Origin of the sequence: Rhizobium sp. BK098 (assembly GCF_014193155.1) — a bacterium.
GTDB lineage: Bacteria > Pseudomonadota > Alphaproteobacteria > Rhizobiales > Rhizobiaceae > Rhizobium.
Genome location: NZ_JACHYY010000001.1, coordinates 690,575 through 709,228, shown reverse-complemented (window position 1 = coordinate 709,228; position 18,654 = coordinate 690,575). Strand labels below are relative to the sequence as shown.

General features: G+C 61.0%; 18 protein-coding genes. 3 read left to right on the top strand and 15 right to left on the bottom strand.

Annotated elements, in window-relative coordinates:
* Positions 1 to 27 precede the first annotated feature (27 nt).
* The 11 genes from FHT73_RS03425 to FHT73_RS03375 form a co-directional block, all read right to left on the bottom strand.
* Positions 28 to 1,308 (bottom strand): beta-ketoacyl-ACP synthase, encoded by a 1,281-nt coding sequence (locus FHT73_RS03425; protein ID WP_183709821.1) that lies wholly within the window; start codon positions 1,306 to 1,308, stop codon positions 28 to 30.
* 10 nt (positions 1,309 to 1,318) lie between these two features.
* The gene (locus FHT73_RS03420; protein WP_183709819.1) at positions 1,319 to 2,524 is read right to left on the bottom strand and encodes a beta-ketoacyl-ACP synthase; all 1,206 of its coding nucleotides are present in this window, start codon (positions 2,522 to 2,524) and stop codon (positions 1,319 to 1,321) included.
* A gap of 43 nt (positions 2,525 to 2,567) precedes the next feature.
* Positions 2,568 to 3,041 carry a 3-hydroxyacyl-ACP dehydratase FabZ family protein gene (locus tag FHT73_RS03415; protein ID WP_183709817.1) on the bottom strand — a complete coding sequence of 158 codons (474 nt, stop codon included), beginning with the start codon at positions 3,039 to 3,041 and terminating at the stop codon, positions 2,568 to 2,570.
* 123 nt (positions 3,042 to 3,164) lie between these two features.
* Positions 3,165 to 3,443 carry an acyl carrier protein gene (locus tag FHT73_RS03410; RefSeq protein WP_041677496.1) on the bottom strand — a complete coding sequence of 93 codons (279 nt, stop codon included), beginning with the start codon at positions 3,441 to 3,443 and terminating at the stop codon, positions 3,165 to 3,167.
* 222 nt (positions 3,444 to 3,665) lie between these two features.
* Complete coding sequence (locus tag FHT73_RS03405; protein ID WP_112334627.1) at positions 3,666 to 4,094, bottom strand: L,D-transpeptidase; 429 nt, start codon at positions 4,092 to 4,094, stop codon at positions 3,666 to 3,668.
* 118 nt (positions 4,095 to 4,212) lie between these two features.
* Positions 4,213 to 5,193 (bottom strand): adenosylcobinamide-phosphate synthase CbiB, encoded by a 981-nt coding sequence (cbiB, locus tag FHT73_RS03400; protein WP_015340193.1) that lies wholly within the window; start codon positions 5,191 to 5,193, stop codon positions 4,213 to 4,215.
* A gap of 5 nt (positions 5,194 to 5,198) precedes the next feature.
* Positions 5,199 to 6,188 carry a threonine-phosphate decarboxylase CobD gene (gene cobD / locus FHT73_RS03395; RefSeq protein ID WP_183709815.1) on the bottom strand — a complete coding sequence of 330 codons (990 nt, stop codon included), beginning with the start codon at positions 6,186 to 6,188 and terminating at the stop codon, positions 5,199 to 5,201.
* A complete protein-coding gene (locus FHT73_RS03390; protein WP_183709813.1) occupies positions 6,185 to 7,492 on the bottom strand; it encodes a cobyrinate a,c-diamide synthase in 1,308 nt (435 codons plus the stop codon). Before FHT73_RS03390 ends, cobD begins: the two co-directional genes overlap by 4 nt.
* Complete coding sequence (gene cobA, locus FHT73_RS03385) at positions 7,489 to 8,337, bottom strand: uroporphyrinogen-III C-methyltransferase (RefSeq protein ID WP_183709812.1); 849 nt, start codon at positions 8,335 to 8,337, stop codon at positions 7,489 to 7,491. The genes FHT73_RS03390 and cobA overlap by 4 nt, the downstream gene beginning before the upstream one ends.
* Before the next feature lie 285 nt (positions 8,338 to 8,622).
* Positions 8,623 to 9,582 (bottom strand): nucleoside hydrolase, encoded by a 960-nt coding sequence (locus tag FHT73_RS03380; RefSeq protein WP_183709810.1) that lies wholly within the window; start codon positions 9,580 to 9,582, stop codon positions 8,623 to 8,625.
* Between the two features lie 161 nt (positions 9,583 to 9,743).
* Positions 9,744 to 10,148: a cobalamin biosynthesis protein gene (locus FHT73_RS03375; RefSeq protein WP_112605496.1), complete on the bottom strand. Its 405-nt coding sequence runs from the start codon at positions 10,146 to 10,148 to the stop codon at positions 9,744 to 9,746.
* Between the two features lie 147 nt (positions 10,149 to 10,295).
* On the opposite strand from FHT73_RS03375, the gene FHT73_RS03370 reads away from it, so the two are divergent.
* The 3 genes from FHT73_RS03370 (at position 10,296) to FHT73_RS03360 (ending at position 12,346) form a co-directional block, all read left to right on the top strand.
* Positions 10,296 to 11,081: a TSUP family transporter gene (locus FHT73_RS03370; RefSeq protein ID WP_112605493.1), complete on the top strand. Its 786-nt coding sequence runs from the start codon at positions 10,296 to 10,298 to the stop codon at positions 11,079 to 11,081.
* A 99-nt stretch (positions 11,082 to 11,180) separates the two neighbouring features.
* On the top strand, positions 11,181 to 11,546 hold the full coding sequence (locus tag FHT73_RS03365) for a nuclear transport factor 2 family protein (RefSeq protein WP_112605490.1): 366 nt from the start codon (positions 11,181 to 11,183) through the stop codon (positions 11,544 to 11,546).
* Complete coding sequence (locus FHT73_RS03360) at positions 11,543 to 12,346, top strand: helix-turn-helix transcriptional regulator (RefSeq protein WP_183709808.1); 804 nt, start codon at positions 11,543 to 11,545, stop codon at positions 12,344 to 12,346. The genes FHT73_RS03365 and FHT73_RS03360 overlap by 4 nt, the downstream gene beginning before the upstream one ends.
* A gap of 15 nt (positions 12,347 to 12,361) precedes the next feature.
* Here the strand turns inward: FHT73_RS03360 and cobO are convergent, their stop codons facing one another.
* The 4 genes from cobO to cobW are packed head-to-tail and all read right to left on the bottom strand — an operon-like array spanning position 12,362 to position 18,653.
* Positions 12,362 to 13,006 carry a cob(I)yrinic acid a,c-diamide adenosyltransferase gene (cobO, locus tag FHT73_RS03355; RefSeq protein WP_112334620.1) on the bottom strand — a complete coding sequence of 215 codons (645 nt, stop codon included), beginning with the start codon at positions 13,004 to 13,006 and terminating at the stop codon, positions 12,362 to 12,364.
* Positions 13,003 to 13,602 carry a dimethylsulfonioproprionate lyase family protein gene (locus tag FHT73_RS03350; RefSeq protein WP_112605484.1) on the bottom strand — a complete coding sequence of 200 codons (600 nt, stop codon included), beginning with the start codon at positions 13,600 to 13,602 and terminating at the stop codon, positions 13,003 to 13,005. Before FHT73_RS03350 ends, cobO begins: the two co-directional genes overlap by 4 nt.
* Positions 13,599 to 17,594 (bottom strand): cobaltochelatase subunit CobN, encoded by a 3,996-nt coding sequence (gene cobN / locus FHT73_RS03345; protein ID WP_183709806.1) that lies wholly within the window; start codon positions 17,592 to 17,594, stop codon positions 13,599 to 13,601. Before cobN ends, FHT73_RS03350 begins: the two co-directional genes overlap by 4 nt.
* 9 nt (positions 17,595 to 17,603) lie before the next feature.
* On the bottom strand, positions 17,604 to 18,653 hold the full coding sequence (gene cobW, locus FHT73_RS03340; RefSeq protein ID WP_183709804.1) for a cobalamin biosynthesis protein CobW: 1,050 nt from the start codon (positions 18,651 to 18,653) through the stop codon (positions 17,604 to 17,606).
* Position 18,654 lies beyond the last annotated feature (1 nt).

Here is an 18,654-nt window from a genome sequence, read left to right as displayed (position 1 = left end):
GTTGTATCCTGTTTTTCAGATGTCCGCTTAAGCCGGTTCAAGCGCCATGACAAGGCTGGCGTTCTGCCCGCCGAACCCGAAAGAGTTCGAAAGGACAGCATTCACCTGCTTTTCACGCTTCTTGTTCGGCACCACGTCGAGGATGATCGACGGGTCCGGATTGTTGTAGTTGATGGTCGGCGGCAACGTGCCGGTCAGCATCGTCTGCAGCGAGAACACGGCCTCCACAGCGCCGGCGGCCGTCAGAGTATGGCCGATCATGGATTTGTTCGACGAAACGGGAATGGTCGGAAGCCGTTCGCCGAAGACGGCGGACATAGATCCATATTCCATCTTGTCGTTTTCGGGCGTCGAGGTGCCGTGAGCATTGATGTAGCCGATATCGGTCTCGGCCATGCCCGCATCGGCAAGTGCTGCGCGGATCGTCGCGATCGCCGGACCGCCGTCAGGCGAAGAGCGGGTGCGATGGAAGGAGTCCGCCTTGTCGCCGGCGCCCTTCATGATGCCGAGGATCTTGGCGCCGCGTGCAACAGCCGCCTCCAGCGATTCCAGCACCAGCGTCGCCGCTCCTTCGGCAATGACGAAGCCGTCACGATCCTTGCTGAACGGCTTGGATGCCTTGGTCGGCGGATCGTTCTGCGTCGACAGCGCCGAGAGCAGCGAGAAGCGGATCAACGCCTCCGCGCTCAGGGATCCGTCGGTCGCAACCGTCAGTGCCCGCGTGGTGCGACCCTGACGGATCGACTCAATGCCCAGCTGAATGGCCGTTACGCCCGACGCGCACGCCGTCGACAAGGTTACCGGCAGGCCACGCGTGCCAAAACGGTCGGCAAGGCGCTCGGAAATGGCGCCGAAAAGAGCGGCTTCATGGAAGGCGGTATCGGGGCGCTGGCGCATGGCGGCAAGGAAGCGCTCATATGCATCGCCCTCGTGATCTGCCGGAGGAGAACGGTCGGCCAGCTCGAAGCGGGCGCTCCATTCGGGTTCGATCGGCGGCGCAGCCAGGAAGAGCGGCGCGTCGAAATCGCCGGAAATCCCCGCCTGGGCCAAAGCTTCGATAGTCGTTTCACGGGCAAAAGCATAGGAGCGCTCGACAGCGTTCGGAACGGGGATATCGATGAAATCCACCGTCCCGGCGATCCGCGTCGAAAGCCCATCTGTCGGAAAGCGCGTAATGCCGTGAATGCCGGACGTGCCCGAAGATAGAGCGTTCCAGTTATCCTGTAGCCCCTGCCCCAGCGACGTGATGATCCCCATGCCGGTGACGGCGACGATCGGACGTCCGAGATGATCCTTGTAAGCGGTCATGTCCTGTTCCTCACGCTTCGGCTGACAGTACGGCGATACCTTCGCCGCGCGCATGGCCGACGGTTGTTACCACGGCATTGCGTGCGCCCGTCGCCATCGGCTTTTCATTCGCGGCATCGAAGGGCGGCACCTTGGCTTTATTGGCGACGGCCAGTGCCGCAAAGGCGAGCCCGAGCGGAAACTGGCCTTCCAGCCCATGCCCGGAAACGCCGGAATAGCCACGAATGGCCGCCTTCGGAAGCTGTGCTTCGATCACGGCTTTTTCGCGCTTGGCGAGATCGGGAATTGCTGTCGTACCGGAGAAGACGACCGTCGCATCGCCAGGCGCCTGCTTTGCGGGTGCGAGCATGCGCTCCAGCCGTGCTTCGAGCTTGCCTTCGTCACGCCGGCCGCGATCGCCCTCGACCGCATCGATCGTCGCATAGATATGCGCGCCGCGAGCTTCGGCGTGCGCACGCGATTCAAGAACGAGGAAGGCGCTCAGCGAGCCCATGATCATGCCACCGCCATCTTCCGGCTTGCGCGACCAGACAGGATGCCAATTACCGATAGCATGCGCATTGATGGACTCGATCAGCAGGATCATGTCGAGGCGCTCGGCGGAAAATGCGCCGCCAACGAGAGCATGGCTCGATTCACCGGACTTGATGCGGTGGAACGCGGTCTCGACGGCCGAAATACCGGAGGCTTCTTCACCCATGAAGGTGCGCGACGACCCCGTGACCTTGTGCACGATTGAGATATTGCCGGCGAGCAGGTTCGAAAGCTGCGCAAGGAATAGCGTCGGCCGCAATTCGGTTGTCAGCTTCTCATTCAGCAACAATTCACGGTCGTTGCGCTTCAAGCCTTCGTTGACGATCAGCGTATCGACATTGGTATCGCGCTCGCCACCCCCGGCCGCGACGATCATGTCCATGGTGCTGCAGGCTTCCAGATCGTCCTTGAAACCGGCATCGTCGAGCGCCAGACCGGCGGTGAAGACGCCGATGCGCTGCCAGTTTTCCATCTGCCGCTGATCGCCACGCTTTGGAATCTGCTGCGACCAATCGATCTCAGGCAGGGGATGCACGGGATAGGGCTTGAACTTCTCGGTTTCGACGATGGTCGCCGGCGCTTTGTCCGCCTTCAGCAGGGCGACATGCGCGTCCTTGCCAACGCCCTGGCAGGTAACGATGCCGATACCCGTTATGACCACATCATTCTGAGCCTTGCTCATTCATCAATCCTCTTCGAATGCGGCGCCGAACAAGCCGGCAGCATCAACCGTTGGCGGCGATGGCGTCGAGAAGTCCGACCTCGCCTGCCCGCTTGCGCACGATATCGCCGAGCGGCACCTCATTAAACGGCATGGTCCGCAGCTTCAACTGCGCATCGCAGACCTTCTTTCCACCGATGGTGATGCGCGCCTTGGTGACAGCAAAGCCCGAGCCCTCGTGCTCCAGATCGGCTTCGATATCGAGTTCGGCTTCGGGCTCCACGAAGGTCCGCATCTTGGCGCCATCGACCGACATCAGGAATGGCATATAGGCAAATTTTGTCGCCGCAAGCACGAGCATGCCCGAAGCCTGCGCCATCGTTTCGATAAGGAGAACGCCGGGAACCAGCGGCATGCCCGGGAAATGACCTTCGAAAATAGGGCTTTTCGCCGGAACGACGGAATGAGCCATCAACCGGCCCTTGGACAGATCGACAGATTCGACCCTGTCGATCATCTGGAAATATTCCAGCAGCATCAACGCCTCCGATCCAACTCGGCAACAAGGAACGTGCCGGGTGGGATACGCTATTTAAGAATAAAACCGCCCGGCCGCCATATTCATGGGCGGCTGGGCGTCAAAAAAATGCAAGGATGTCGCTCAGCCCTTGGCGGCGCGCAGCTCATCGATCTTGGCGCAGAGATTCTTCAGCACGAAGTACTCTTCGGTCGAGACCTTGCCTTCGTTGACTTCCTGCGTCCACTTCTCGAGCGGGATCTTGATGCCGAATTCCTTGTCGATCGCAAAAACGATATCCAGGAAGTCCAGGCTGTCGATGCCGAGGTCGTCGATCGTGTGGCTATCCGGGGTGATGGTGTCACGGTCGATTTCGCTGGTTTCAGCGATAATGTCGGCAACTTTGTCAAATGTAGCAGTCACTGCCCATACCTCTTGAAATAATAATTCAATCCCCCTCATAGGGAAATCCATTCCAAAAGCCAATGGTTTCCACCAGAAACCCCGGCAATTTGGCAAGCCACTGTTGCGCAAACAGCAAAATGACCGTCGCGTCATACCTGTGAAATCGCGTGCGACGTGGACGCGGGATATGGCAGCATTGCGGCCGAACCGCAACGGCAAAGCGAGTCTATTCGCCAGAGATCATTCGCTGATCACGATGCGTGTATTGTGAAGCCCCGCGTCAGCCGCCATGGCAAAGAAGGTGGCAGCATTGCGGGTATCGAGCCGAACGCAGCCATGCGATGCCGGCCGGCCGAGCCGCCGCACCTCATAGGTGCCGTGAATGGCATAGCCGCCGTTAAAAAATACTGCGTAGGGCATCGGGGCATCGTCATATTTCTTCGAGCGATGATCCCTGGACAGCCATTTGGCCGTGTAGGAACCGATCGGCGTCACATAACCTTTGCGGGCCGTCGACACTCGCCAGCGATACTTCAGAGCTCCATCCTCGGAAACGGTCATTGTTTGCGATCGAAGATCGACCACCGCGACAACAGTTCCGGCACGAGCCGAAACGCTGCTGAATTGCATACATAGACATGCCGTTACTGCTAACGCGATACGCTTCATCTTGCCCCTCCGACCGTTTGCTTCCTCTCGAAGCAATTCAGACGATGGGAGAGTCTATCGCTATGCCAATTATACCGAATTAATACATATAGTGAGCGATTGCTTAATTTAGAGACGCTCACAAGAGCAGCAGGAAGCCAAGGAAAGCGAGAAGCGTCAGCATCGAGCACGCGGAATAAAAGATGGAAATACCCGCTTCGACGTCACTCACGGTCGCCGTATCCCGGCCGGCACCGTTGATCATTGGCTCGCGCACGAGCTCGCCGCCATAGATTCGCGGGCCAGCAAGCTGGATGTCGAGGGCACCGGCCATTGCCGCCTCTGGCCTGCCTGAGTTGGGCGAGCGATGCAGCCCGCCGTCGCGGACGGCGATGCGGATCGCATTTCCAAGCGCGGAGATTCCCCGCTTGGCCAAGGCTCCGGCGGCAATCAGCAGAATGGAGAGCCGTGCAGCCGGCCAGTTAGCGATATCGTCCAGCCGCGCAGCGGCGCGGCCGAAATCGACATAGGTCTCGGACTTGTGGCCGATCATCGAATCGGCGGTGTTGAGCATCTTGTAGAAAAACAGGCCCGGCAGACCGAAAACGCCGTACCACAGGGCCGGCGCAACGACGCCGTCGGAAAAGTTCTCGGCGAGGCTTTCGATGGCCGCACGGCAAATCCCAGGCTCGTCCAGTGTCTCGGGGTCGCGGCCGACGATGCGCGACACGGCAAGACGGCCGCCTTCCAAACCATCGGAGCGCAATGCCCGCGACACCTCACCGACGTGATCGGCAAGGCTCTTCTGCGCCATGAAAACCGCCACCAACCCCGCCTCTACCAATATGCCGAGCCAGCCGAAAAAGGCGAGAAATCCATGAATAGCCCAGCCAGCGATGGCAGCGCCCATCAGCAACGCGACGATCGACATCAGCCCATTACGACGGCGAAGAACGCCCGGCAGATGCTTTGCATTGAACCGTTGATCGAAAGCCGAAATCGCCTTGCCGAACAGTACGACAGGATGCGGAAAGCGCTGCCAAAGCCAGTCGGGATCGCCGACGAAGCGGTCAAGCAGCAAGGCAAGGACCAGAATGAGCAAATGTTCGTCGGCGGTCATGTCGACTAATCCTCTAATACCCCGGCGAGTCTTTCATCTGCCGCCTCATCAGGAGCGAGTCCGAAGCGCAGCCAATTGCGGGCGTAATCGAACTTGCGGACGAGAATATGATGACGGCAGAGATGCGTATATATGCCTTCGGCGCGGTCGTCTGCAACCAATGCAAAAAGAGGAGTGCCTCCCGCTACATGTAGCTTCGAACGTCGCAGAACCGCTTCCAGCGCCGAACGCCGCTGGAGAATGCGGTTTCGGATGGCGCTTGTATCGCTTTCCATCAGGGAGGCGGCAATCGAAAGGGCCGGCCCCGAAACCGCCCATGGTCCGAGCCAATCCTCGAATCTTGTCATAATCGAAGCTTCGGCAATCACGAAGCCGAGCCGAAGTCCGGCTAGGCCGAAAAACTTTCCGAACGAACGGAAGATGATGAGATTTGGCATCGAGGCGACAAAAGGCGCCGTGCTTGCCGCCGGTTCGACGTCGCCGAAAGCCTCGTCCACCAGAAGAATGCCGCCTTGCTCGCGCTGCCTGGCATGCAGTTCCCGCAACTGCTCGATGGGCAGCACCCGCCCATCAGGATTGTTGGGATTGACGGCAACGACCAGCCTGTCGTCGACCGTGAGTTCGGCAATCGTCGAAACCTGGCGAACCTGCAAGCCGGCGAGCGTAAAAGCGCGCGCATATTCGCCATAGGTCGGCGAGAAGATCGCAACCCTGCCGCCCGTCACGAGCTTTGGAAGCAATTGAATGACGGACTGCGTGCCTGGAACCGGCAGCGGCAGAATATCGCCGCTGCGGTAATAGCTCCTCGCCGCTTCCCGCGCCCGCTCCTGCAAATGCTGGTCAGGCAACCTGTGCCAAGCCGCAACGGGGATTTCCGGCAGTGTCATCGGATTCGGATTGATGCCGGTCGACAGATCCAGCCATTCTTCCGGACGCCCGCCATATTGGCGCGCCGCCGCGGTAATCCCGCCGCCATGGACGATCCTGGTGGTCATGCGGCTTCACCGGCTAGATCGATCAGATGCATGTAGGAGCCGGCGATGTTGCCGCGTTGCAGACCGGCTGTACCGAGATCGATATCGAGCGCATCCCTGACGGCAAACAGACGGTCCGCCTCGCCCTCCGATACGATGGTCGAATAATGAAACTCATGCGCCGTCATCGGCTTTTCGAAGAAGGAGTTGGCAAGCGGCACCACGCGTCGATAGCCGAGATGCCGCTGTCGTTTCTCGTAACTGGTAACGACGGGCAAGAGGCCCAGCATTTCGTGGTGCACGCCCGCCGCATCCACAAGACCCTCGCCGAGCACCATGTACCCGCCGCATTCGCCATAGATGCGCACCCCACGCGAGGCCGCCGCCTTCACGCCATGCCGGAAATGCTGGGCGGCGGCGAGCTTTCCAGCGTGCAATTCCGGATAGCCGCCCGGCAGATAGATCGCATCCGCATCGGCCGAAGGAGCTTCATCCGCGAGCGGTGAAAAGAAGGATATTTCCGCACCGCGCCGCCTCCAGCCGAGCAGCATATGCTCATAGCAGAAGGCGAATGCGATATCCCTTGCCACCGCAACGCGCTGGCCGAACGGCATGAGCCGCGCGATATTGGCCGCGGAGGTGCGAATGAGATGCTGCTGCGCCGCCCGCAAGAGCAGATCGAAATCGCAGGCCTTCGCGACGACCTCTGCAGCCGCCTCGATAAACTGCTCGAGCGCCGCATGCTCTCCAGCCTGCACCAGACCGAGATGCCGCTCCGGCAATTCCAGGCTTGTATCACCGCGAATAACGGCGACGACAGGCATACGCACCGCATTCAGTGCCTGGCGCAGCATTTTCTCGTGCCTATCACTGGCAACGCGATTGAGCACGACACCGGCAATGCGGATATCGGCGCGAAAATTGGCAAAACCGCTGACGACGGCCGCAACCGACTGCGACATGCGAGAGCAATCGATGACGAGCACGACGGATAGACCGAGCAAGGCGGCTAGATCGGCCGGCGTGCCCCTGCCATCGGCCGCCCCGTCGAACAGGCCCATCATCCCCTCGATCACGAGCATCCGTCCTCCGGCCCGGTGAAGCGCGGCATTCGCTGAAATCAGCTCAGCGCGCATGGCCCAGGGATCGAAATTGAGGCAGGGCGATCCGACCGCTGCTGCGTGAAATGCAGGATCGATATAATCGGGGCCGGCCTTGCCGGGTGCAACCGCAACACCCCTGTTTCTCAATGCCCGCAGCAAACCAAGCGTGAAGGTGGTCTTGCCGGAGCCTGAGGAGGGTGCTGCGATCAGAAGTCCGCTCATGCCGGCACCTTGCGTCCGCTCTCGCCCTGCCTTTCGCTCGGCGATACCAGCGTGCGGCCGGAAAGCGCGCCCAGCCAGTCGAGCGACGGCCGCAGTTTCACCACCTCGCCGACGACGACAATGGCCGGCGGCTCGAGACCGGATGTTTCGATATCTGCGGGCGCACGCCCAAGCGTTGTCTCCAGTACTTGCTGGGAGAGCGTCGCCGCATTGCAGACGAAGGCAACAGGTTCGTCCGCCGAACGACCGGCGGCAATGAGATTTGCACTGATCTGCGCGATGTGCTTCATCGCCATATACATGACGATGACGGGCGATCCCTTGCCGATCGCCTCCCAATCGATGGCGTCCGGTACGACGCCGGACGAATCATGGCCGGTCAGGAAGGTGACGGCGTGATTGACGTCGCGATGGGTAACCGGAATGCCGGCATAGGCCAAGCCGCCGATCCCGGCCGTAATGCCGGGCACGATGCGGAAGGGAATGCCGTGCTGAACGAGCATCAGCGCCTCCTCACCACCACGCCCGAAGACGAAAGGGTCACCGCCCTTGAGGCGCAGAACGCGCTTGCCAGTCCGCGCCAGTTCCACCAGCCGCAGGGAAATGTCCCGTTGCTTGGCCGATGGCTTGCCGCCGCGCTTGCCGGCATATTCCAGCGTAGCGCTCGGGCGGGCAAGCTTCAGGCAATCTTCATTGACAAGAGCATCATGCACGATGACATCTGCCTCGGCCAGCCCTTTGGCGGCCAGCAGGGTCAAAAGCCCCGGATCGCCCGGCCCGGCGCCGACGAGCCAGACCGACCCCGGCTCCAGGGCCGGCAGAGTGGAAAAAGCGGTATCGTTCATCCCATGTGTCCTATGCCCGGACGGGCGAAATTGCAATGTTGAGAACGGGATAAGGCGATCTCGATTCGACATCGCTCCCACTGCAAACATTACGTCACATACCCGATCGGCATGAGCGGCAGCACGCTATGGGCTTTTCCAACCACGACAGGAAACGAAAAACGGGTTTGCCGATCGCGTGACGCCCCGGACTGGATATTTCCGCACACCAATAGGCTCTTGATAGAGCTGGAAAATGGTCTTCAGCGAATTTTGAAGGGGGCACTGTCGCCCCCTTCACCGAACTTAGTGCTTCACCTTGCCCAAAATCGCATCGCGGATCAGATCGAGAACCTCCTGCGAGCGAATGCCGATGCAAGCGATCTGGCTCGGCAGATTGTCCCAGTCGCTCGGCGGAAAGTGGCGGCCGGCCGGCTTGATAACCGTCTGACCATCGGCAATGCCGCCGCAGACGACGCGGATCGATCCCTCGATCGTGTCGAACAACTCGGGCGCCACGACATAGACGCAGGCGCAGCTGTCGTGAACCATCATGCCGTCTTCGACCGCATGCTTGTAGAAATCGATATAGGACTGCGACAGATCGGCCAGGAGCCGCACGGAAGGTCCGCCCGCTTTCGCCATATCAGCGAGATAGCCGCGGCTCATGGTCGTCACCGACGTCACGTCGAGACCGACTACGACCACCTTCCAGGCTGCCGTCATGACGAAATCGGCGGCTTCGGGATCGCCGTGAATATTGGCTTCCGCGACCGGAGAAACATTGCCCGGTAGGTAGAAATTGCCGCCCATGATGACGACATCCTTTACGAGCTTGGCGATTTCCGGATCGTGCTTCAGTGCTAACGCCAAATTGGTCATGCGGCCGACAGCGACCAGGGTCACCTCGCCGGGATGGGCGCGAACCGTGTCGATGATGAACTGATAGGCCGGTCGCGGATCGGTCGGCAGGTCGATCGTCTCGGGCACGTCGATGTCGCCGAGACCGTTATGGCCGTGAACCATCGTCGGCCACGGGCGCTCGTGCCGCGAAGGATCGAAGGTAACGCTGGCGCCGCGCGCGACCGGGCACGGAATATCCCACTCGCGTTTGAGGAACAGCGCATTGCGGGTCGTGGTATCTACGGAGGCATTGCCGAAAACCGTCGTCACGCCGAGAAGGTCGATACCCGGATGACGATGCAAAAAGAGAAGCGCCATGGCGTCATCGACGCCAGGATCGGTATCATAAATGACCTTATGCATGATTTTTCCTTACCAACATACTGAATAAGCTTGATCTTTCGAAATTTACTTCGCTTGGGACCAGCGCTTGGCCTACCGGCATACACGAGAACAGACGGCGGTGAAATGCCGTCGGGATCTCCTGCAGATCATTTGCGAGACTTGCATTGCGAATTCGCTGCTCAGGCAATCCTGGCGATCGCCGCCGTAGCAAAGCCGGACTTGATCTTGGGAAGCACGAGCTCGGAGTCCGGACCGGCGGCCGCCAGCGCCGCCGCTTCTGCGACGCCGTGACAACCGACATGCGCGAAAACAATCTCTGAGGGATTCTTCAGTCTGGGTGTCTCCCGCTCCAGTGCAGTCGCCTTGAAGAAGCGTGCCGGGAGACGAAAATGCGTGGCGGTCTCGAGGATAGCCGGTTCATCCATGCGCGTGTCGATCGATACAACAGCCAGAACCTGATCACTCCCGATTCCAGCTTCCTGGAATGCTCTTTCCGCAAGCATCCGCACTTCATTCCAGTCCGTGCCGCGCTCGCAGCCAAGACCCAGAAGATAGCGGCGGGTGGAATTGGCATATGTCGTCATATTCGCTCCCAGCAACATCGACCGATATAGCAGCTGTAGCGGGCAGCTTTCGACACGTCAATTTTGCCTGGTGTGTCCCGATAGCAATTGCCTTGCGGCGGGCGAAGTGCCAGAAGGCCGCTGATTTCCCGCCTCCGAGTTCCCACCTTGCCAGATATTACATTTCAACTCCTGCTTTTGCTCTTTGCCGCTGCGTTCTTCGCCGGTTTCGTCGATTCGATCGCAGGCGGCGGTGGGCTGATTACCGTGCCTGCCATGTTGTTGGCCGGTATTCCTCCGCTGCAGACCCTCGGCACGAACAAGGTGCAGTCGATCTGCGGCGCGGCTTCGGCAACCATCGCCTATGCCCGACAAGGACATGTCAAGCTTCGCGAGCAGCTTCCGATGGCGGCGATGGCTGTGATCGGCGGCATGCTCGGTGCGATGCTGGCGACCATCATGCCAAGCCAGGTGCTGCGCATCATCCTGCCCTTCCTGCTGATCGCAATCGCGCTCTATTTCGCCCTGAAACCCAATCTCGGCGATGTCGAAAAGCATCGGCGCATGAGTGCCGGACTTTTCGGCGTGACGTTCGTGCCGCTGATCGGTTTCTATGACGGCGCGTTCGGCCCCGGAACCGGCTCGTTCCTGATGCTCGCCTTCGTGACGCTCGCCGGCTTCGGCCTCTTGAAGGCGACGGCGCATACGAAGCTGCTCAATTTCGGATCAAATCTCGGCGGCCTGATCGTCTTCATCTTCTCCGGCGCCATTCTTTGGAAAGTTGGGCTGACGATGGGGTTCGGCCAATTCCTGGGCGCGCAGCTCGGTTCGCGGCTTGCCATGCGCATCGGCGCCAAGCTGATCAAACCGCTGCTCGTCATCGTCTGCATCGCCTTCGCGATCAAGCTGCTGGCAGACCCCACCCATCCCGTCAGGATCTGGCTCGGCCTCTAGAACGGGCCTTTGATTACCTCCGACGTAATTGATAGTACTTCCGTCCGCGCCGATGATCGCCCTGCCTGAACGGTTCAGGCGATCCAAAGGAGTTGACCGATGACCGACGCAAACACCATTGCTGACCGCTATATCGCCATCTGGAACGAGGCCGACACCGAACGTCGCCGTGCGCTCATTGCCGAAGCCTGGACGGAAGACTGCAGCTACGTCGATCCCATGATGCGCGCGGATAATCGCGAGCAGATCCACGCGCTGGTCACGGCCGCCCATGAGCGCTTCCCCGGCTTCCGTTTCACGCTCATCACCGAGGGCGAGCGCCACGGCGACAATCTCCGCTTCTCCTGGGGCTTCGGTCCGGCCGGCGCCGAGCCTCTCGTCAAGGGCACGGATTTCGCCATCCTCGAAGGTGAACGCCTGAAGTCCGTTCACGGCTTCATCGATCAGCTGCCGGCTGCCGCATGATGAACCCGGCCCGCTCTCTCGGCGACCATCTGCGCGAATGGCGGCAACGCCGCCGCCTGAGCCAGCTCGAATTCGCCCTTGAAGCCGATATATCGCAACGGCATTTGAGCTTCATCGAGAGCGGGCGGGCACTTCCAAGCCGTGAGATGCTGATGCATCTCGCTGAACGGCTCGACGTCCCCTTACGCGAACGCAATCCGATGCTTCTGGCGGCCGGCTTTGCCCCGGTCTTTCCAGAGCGCAAACTGGATGATCCGGCGCTTGCTCCGGCACGGCGCGCGATCGATATGCTGCTGAAAGGACACGAACCCTTCCCAGCTCTGGCCGTCGACCGACATTGGACGCTCATCGCCGCCAATGCCGCCGTCGCTCCGCTGCTCGCGGGGGTGACCGATGCCTCGCTGACCGAAAGACCAATTAACGTCCTGCGGCTCAGCCTGCACCCCCACGGCTTGGCGCCTCGGATCGCCAATCTCCATGAATGGCGGGCGCATCTGCTGGAACGCCTACGCCAGCAGATATCGGCGACAGGCGATTCAATCCTCATAAAACTGCTTGCGGAACTGTCCGCCTATCCTGCGCCAGCGACATCGAAGTCGGCGGCTCCGGAACGGGATTTCGCCGGCATCGCCGTACCTCTGGAGCTCGTCACCGAAGTGGGACATCTGTCGTTTCTGTCCACTACGACCGTCTTCGGAACGCCCGTCGATGTCACGCTGTCGGAACTCGCCATCGAATCCTTCTTTCCCGCGAACCCGCAGACGGCGGAAGCGCTGAAGGCGATGCTGCCGGGCAGCTAAACGTTCGCCAGGCGATCAGAACTCGACGCCCGGCTGTCCCTTGATGCCCGAGCGGAACGGATGCTTGATCAATTCCATCTCGGTGACGAGGTCGGCAATCTCGATCAGCTCTTCCTTGGCGTTACGGCCCGTCAAGACCACATGCGTCATGTAGGGCTTCTCATTCCTGAGGAATTCGATCACGTCGTTGATGTCGAGATAGTCGTAACGAAGCGCAATGTTGATTTCATCAAGCAGCACCATAGAATTACGCTCGTCGCGGATCAGCTCCTTGGCCTTTTCCCATGCAGCAGAGGCCGCTGCCACGTCTCGGGCTCGGTCCTGAGTCTCCCATGTGAAGCCCTCACCCATCGTATGGAACTGGCATAGATCGGAGAAATGCTTCTCGATCAGATCGCGCTCGCCGGTCCACATGGCGCCCTTGATGAACTGCACTACCGCACTGGGCTTCCCATGAGCGATGTGGCGGAAGATCATGCCAAAAGCGGAGGAAGACTTTCCCTTGCCCTTGCCGGTATGGACAATGATCAGACCCTTCTCATCGTTTTTGGTCGCCATGATCTTGTCGCGCGCGGCCTTCTTCTTGGCCATCTTGTCGGCGTGACGGGCGTCGTCGCTCTTCGGGGCGTCCGCGCCGGTTTCGGCCAATTCGTCGCTCATTGCATTCTCCCTGATATGATCGATTTCTGTGCCAGTGGGCCACCGCGCCAAAGATAGAGCGCGACGAGTGGCTGGTCTTCCGTGCGCATGGCGTGGCGGATATTCGAGGGGTGATGGATGATCTCGCCCGACCAGCGCGGCAGGAATGGCTGGGCATCCTTGCTCCACAGCGAGCCGTCGGTCAGCGGGATATAGATCTCCTCAGCCTCGTGGTGATGATCCGGATAGTGCACGCCGGGACCAAGCAGCAGGAAGCCGCCGGCCATCTCCTCGCTCGCAAAATGGCCGCGCGTGCCGAACAGCTCGACCCAGCCGTATCTTTCGAGGAAATCGCCGCCGAAGTCGGTGATGCTGTAGGTCTGGGCCCAATGCAGTTCGTTCGCGGCTTGAAAGAGCCTGTCGAACAGCACGCCTTCTGCACCCTCGCCCAACTGAGCATGCTTTCGAAGATATTGGACGACGGGCAAGTCGTGCATCGCAAGCGAGCGCTGTTGCGCCGGCCAGTCAAAACCTTCCGTGAAATGCTGCAGCATCCGATCGCTGCGCGACAGTAGGTAATCCCGAAAACCAACCAGAAGCTCGTCGATCACACTCATTCCGCCGCGTCCCTGCCCTTATCAAGGCTTTCGAGATCGAACCGCGCTGAATTGCTTCTCGGCGTCCAGAGCTGGCGATCGATCGCCTCAAGCAGACGTTCCCGCATCTCCCGAAGTGCTGCCGGGTTCTTCTCCGCCATGAAATCACGCACGCCTTGATCCACGACGAAGGCCTGATAGACGGCCTCGAAATGATGATTGCGCACAGCACCCGTCGTCGCGGCAAAGGCAAAGAGATAATCGACCGTTGCTGCGATCTCGAAGGCGCCCTTATAGCCGTGGCGCATGATGCCCTCGATCCACTTGGGATTGACGACGCGACCGCGCACCACACGGCCGATCTCCTCTTCCAGCGAGCGTATCACAGGCTTTTCCGGCCTCGAATGGTCGTTGTGATAGATCGAGGGACGCGCGCCGCCAAGCTGCTCGGCCGCCGCCGCCATGCCGCCCTCGAACTGATAATAATCGTCACTGTCGAGCAGGTCATGCTCGCGATTGTCCTGGTTCTGCACGACCGCCTGGATCGAGCGCAACCGCTCCTCGAAGACGCCGCGCTCGGCTCTTCCTTCCTCGCCGGCGCCATAGGCATAGCTGCCCCAGACGAGATAGGCTTCGGCCAGATCCGCGCGCCGTTCCCATCCCTTCTCATCGATGAGTGCCTGCAGACCGGCACCATAAGCCCCAGGTTTGGAACCGAAGACGCGATAACCAGCCCTGCGGCTGGCAGAGGCAGCGTCGAGGCCGGCAGCTTCGAGCCGCGCGATCTCACCGCGCGTGCGCGCCGCAATGGGATTGTCAGCCGCATCTTCATCGAGCATACCGACAGCACGGATGGCCTTGTCGAACAAGGCGATCTGTTCGGGAAACGCATCACGGAAGAAGCCGGAAATGCGCAGCGTCACGTCGACACGTGGCCGCCGGAGCATGGCCGGCGGAATGATTTCGTAGCCGGTGACGCGGCGCGAGGTCATGTCCCAGACGGGCTTGACGCCGATCAGCGCCAGCGCCTGCGCGATATCGTCGCCGCCCGTGCGCATGTTCGAGGTTCCCCAGGCCGTCAGTCCGAAGGAAACGGGCCACTCGCCATGGTCCTGAACGTAACGGCGGATGAGCAGTTCAGCCGATTTGCTGCCAAGTTCATAGGCTGCCGGCGTCGGCACGGCGCGACTGTCTACCGAATAGAAATTTCGTCCCGTCGGCAGAACATCCGGCCGACCTCGCGTTGGCGCGCCTGATGGACCGGGTGGCACGAAACGACCGTCGAGGCCCTTAAGCAAGGCTGCGATCTCGGCATCACCGCAGGCGAGAATGGAGGGCTGCAGCTTTGCGGCGATCTCGCCGAGAACCATGCTGGTGTTTGGCCAAGTCTCGGGGCAGGCTATGTCGCCATTCACGAGTTTTGCGGCCAGCAGTTCGATACGCTCGACGGTGTCGCCCTGGGTGCGCCAGGGGGTATCGGACATATCTTGGAGGATTGATGGGCGCGGGCCGGTCCAGTCAGCGGCCATGTCGCAGTCAAGCGGGTCGAATGGTTTGCTGGGAGAGTTACCCCCCTCTGTCGCGAAAGCGACAGAGGGGGGTATGGCACGCTCCGAACCCTCAAAAGCATCTCTTGCAATCGCCCGCTGCAAGCTCTGATCGCCCCCCTCGCCCAGTCCGCGCGGCACCCTTGCCAGCGCCACCGTCAGATCCGTCAACAGCCGCCCGGAAGGCGAAACGCCGAAGATGTGCAGGCCGTCGCGGATCTGCATTTCCTTGAGGTCGCAGAGATAAGCATCAAGCTTGCGCAAGGCCTCGTCTTCACCCTCGCCCTTGGCGATGCCGGCATCCTGATCCAGTCCGATATCGGCGACGAGATCGAGTATCTGCTTGCGGAGCAGACGGATGCGGCGCGGATCGCCGCCCGAAGCCTCGTAATATTCGTCGACGAGCGCCTCCAGATCCTTCAGCGGGCCATAGCTTTCGGCGCGCGTCAGCGGCGGCGTCAGGTGATCGATGATGACGGCGCTCGTGCGGCGCTTGGCCTGCGTGCCCTCGCCGGGATCGTTGACGATGAAAGGATAGAGATTCGGCAGCGGTCCGAGGATCGCTTCCGGATAGCAACTTTCCGACAGTGCCAGCGCCTTGCCCGGGAGCCACTCGAGATTGCCGTGCTTGCCCATGTGGATGACGGCATGGGCATCGAAGGAGCGGCGCAGGAAGGCATAGAAGGCGAGGTAGCCGTGCGGTGGAACGAGATCGGGAGAATGATAGCTTTCCTTGGGATCGATGTTGTAGCCGCGCGCCGGCTGGATGCCGACAAGCACGTCGCCGAAGCGGGCGAACGGCAAGGCAAAGCCGTGATCGATCGCGTAAGGATCTAGCTCCGGCTCACCCCAACGCGCCGTGATCTCATCCTGAATCTGTTTGGGAAGCGACAGGAAGAAATCCTTGTAGTCGCTGAAGGAAAGCGTCTCGCGAACGACGCGGCCGTCATGCCCCGAATTTGTCGGACCTTCCCCCAAGTGCCGCATCAGCGCATCGCCATCGGCAGGTAGATCGGCAACCCTATAGCCCGCCGCCTGCATCGCCTTCAGCACCTCGATCGTGCCGGCGGGTGTGTCGAGCCCGACTCCATTGCCGAGCCGTCCATCGCGATTGGGATAGTTCGCCATAACAAGCGCAACACGGCGATCACCGGGCGGCGTGTTGCGCAGCCGCGCCCAATTGGCCGCGAGCCGCGTCGTATAGCGCATGCGATCCTCGAGCGGTTCGCTGGCGACGATATTGGCCTCGACCCTCTCGTCATAGCGGGCGGCCGCCTTGAAGGACACGGCTCGGGCGAGAACGCGCCCATCCACTTCGGGCAATGCGACATTCATGCCGAGATCGCGCGCCGAAAGCCCCTGCGAGGATGCCTCCCACGCCTCCTTCGATGAAGCCGAGAAGATGGCCTGCAGAACCACGGCGTCGCCCGTTTCCAGTACCGTCGCCTGACGATCCGCGCCCGGCGCCGAAACGGCAAAGCCGGTGGCGTTGATGACCACGCCCGGTTTCAGCTCGGTAAAGACGCTTTCGAGAATGCCGACGGACACGGCGTCCTTCAGGCTATAGGCAAAGACCGGCAACGGCCGCATGCCCTCGGCAATGAGGGCCTCTATCATGGCCTCGACGGGTCTGGTTTCACCGCTCTGAACCAGCGCGCGGTAGAAAGAAACGGCAACCGTCGGGGGGTCGAATCCTGCAGGGGTCACCACCTGTTCGAAAGCGATGTCGGCGTCCGACGACTGCTTCAAAGGAGAGTCTTGCCCCTCATCCGCCCTCCGGGCACCTTCTCCCCGCAAGCGGGGCGAAGGGGGAGCCGTGGCCTCGATATGCCCCCTCTCCCCGTCAATACGGGGAGAGGGCTGGGGTGAGGGGCAAGCTCTCCATTCGATTTCGAGCCCCCTCCACTCCTCGACGCCGATCACGCCCCTGCCCGGCCACCATATCCCGGCCTTCATCAGGGGTGCAGCAGGCATAGGCTTCTCAGCGCCCGTGAGCATCGCCTCTGCATAGACAAGAAACGCCCGGGAATTCGCTTCCCCGCCCTCGATCAGATAGGACCAGAGCGCGTTGAGATCATCGAGCGCAACGTTGGAGAATGGCGTCAGCCCAGGATCCGGCTTCGAATCCCCCGGCAGCACCGCAATCAAGGCGCCCTGGCGCGCCGCGCAGGCATGCAGCGCTTCCAGAGCATAATGGAAGTAACTCGCCCCTCCCAGCGCCCGCACGATGATGAGCTTCGCATGCCGCGCTGTCCTGTCGACATAGGTATCGACGGACATCGGATGCTTGAGGCTCATCAGGCTTGCAAGCCGAAGGGAACGGTCGCCCTCACCATGCGCCGCGGCAATCGCCGCAAGCTCGGTATCGGCAGCCGACAGAAAGAGGATATCGCCGGGCGACTGCCCAAGGTCGATCGCCTCCTCGCCGTCGCTGATCGTTCCCTTCTGTGCCAGGAGGAGATGCATGGATTTCCCTTAGGCCAGCGCCTCGATCGCCTTGCGCACGATCGTCTCGTCCATCTCGTGCAGACCGATCACCACGAGCCGGGTCGCGCGAGCTTCGCCCGGTGTCCAGGGGCGATCGAAATAGGTGTCGATGCGGCTGCCGACGGCCTGCACCTGCAGGCGCATGGGCTTGCCGGGGACATCGACAAAGCCCTTGAGGCGCAGCACGTCATGCTCCGCAATCACGCCCTTCAGCGCATCGACGAAAGCCACCGGATCGGCGATCGGGCCAAGCTCGACGACGAAGCTGTCGAACTCGTCGTGATCGTGCGGCGTGCCGTCCTCATGCTCCAGCTCGTGATGGGATTTGCGGTTGACAATATCGTCTTCCGTGCCGATTCCGAGGCCGAGCAGGATGGCGGCCGGCACATCGCCGTTCTTCGCTTCGATGATCGTCGGCTTGCGGACCGTGCGCGAGGCAACCTCGGCGCGGACACGGCCGAGACCGTCGATATCGATCAGGTCGGTCTTGTTGAGCACGATCAGATCTGCGCAGGTCAGTTGGTCCTCAAAAAGCTCCTCGATGGGGCTTTCGTGGTCGAGCGAATCATCCTCGACGCGGGCAGCCTCGACGGCGTCGTGGTCGTCGGCGAAACGGCCGGCGGCGACGGCGGCGCTATCGACGACGGTGATGACGCCGTCGACGGTGACGTGGGTGCGGATGTCGGGCCAGTTGAAGGCAGCGACCAGCGGCTGCGGCAGAGCAAGGCCTGACGTTTCGATGACGATGTGGTCGGGGCGCGCATCTCGCTCCAGAAGCTTCGTCATGGTTGGAATAAAGTCGTCGGCCACGGTGCAGCAGATGCAGCCGTTGGTCAGCTCGATGATATCGTCTTCGGTGCAGTTCTCCGCGCCGCACCCCTTCAGCACGTCGCCATCGACGCCGAGATCGCCGAACTCGTTGATGATCAGCGCGATCTTCTTGCCGCCGGCATTCTGCAGGAGGTTGCGGATCATCGTCGTCTTGCCGGCTCCGAGGAAGCCGGTGATGACGGTGGCGGGAATCTTTTCCTGGTTCATA

Bases quoted from the DNA above. Each gene is read 5' to 3' on its own strand.
- FHT73_RS03425 (WP_183709821.1), bottom strand. From the start codon at position 1,308: ATGACCGCTTACAAGGATCATCTCGGACGTCCGATCGTCGCCGTCACC.
- FHT73_RS03420 (WP_183709819.1), bottom strand. From the start codon at position 2,524: ATGAGCAAGGCTCAGAATGATGTGGTCATAACGGGTATCGGCATCGTT.
- FHT73_RS03415 (WP_183709817.1), bottom strand. From the start codon at position 3,041: ATGCTGCTGGAATATTTCCAGATGATCGACAGGGTCGAATCTGTCGAT.
- FHT73_RS03405 (WP_112334627.1), bottom strand. From the start codon at position 4,094: ATGAAGCGTATCGCGTTAGCAGTAACGGCATGTCTATGTATGCAATTC.
- cbiB (WP_015340193.1), bottom strand. From the start codon at position 5,193: ATGACCGCCGACGAACATTTGCTCATTCTGGTCCTTGCCTTGCTGCTT.
- cobD (WP_183709815.1), bottom strand. From the start codon at position 6,188: ATGACCACCAGGATCGTCCATGGCGGCGGGATTACCGCGGCGGCGCGC.
- FHT73_RS03390 (WP_183709813.1), bottom strand. From the start codon at position 7,492: ATGAGCGGACTTCTGATCGCAGCACCCTCCTCAGGCTCCGGCAAGACC.
- cobA (WP_183709812.1), bottom strand. From the start codon at position 8,337: ATGAACGATACCGCTTTTTCCACTCTGCCGGCCCTGGAGCCGGGGTCG.
- FHT73_RS03380 (WP_183709810.1), bottom strand. From the start codon at position 9,582: ATGCATAAGGTCATTTATGATACCGATCCTGGCGTCGATGACGCCATG.
- FHT73_RS03375 (WP_112605496.1), bottom strand. From the start codon at position 10,148: ATGACGACATATGCCAATTCCACCCGCCGCTATCTTCTGGGTCTTGGC.
- FHT73_RS03365 (WP_112605490.1), top strand. From the start codon at position 11,181: ATGACCGACGCAAACACCATTGCTGACCGCTATATCGCCATCTGGAAC.
- FHT73_RS03360 (WP_183709808.1), top strand. From the start codon at position 11,543: ATGATGAACCCGGCCCGCTCTCTCGGCGACCATCTGCGCGAATGGCGG.
- cobO (WP_112334620.1), bottom strand. From the start codon at position 13,006: ATGAGCGACGAATTGGCCGAAACCGGCGCGGACGCCCCGAAGAGCGAC.
- FHT73_RS03350 (WP_112605484.1), bottom strand. From the start codon at position 13,602: ATGAGTGTGATCGACGAGCTTCTGGTTGGTTTTCGGGATTACCTACTG.
- cobN (WP_183709806.1), bottom strand. From the start codon at position 17,594: ATGCATCTCCTCCTGGCACAGAAGGGAACGATCAGCGACGGCGAGGAG.
- cobW (WP_183709804.1), bottom strand. From the start codon at position 18,653: ATGAACCAGGAAAAGATTCCCGCCACCGTCATCACCGGCTTCCTCGGA.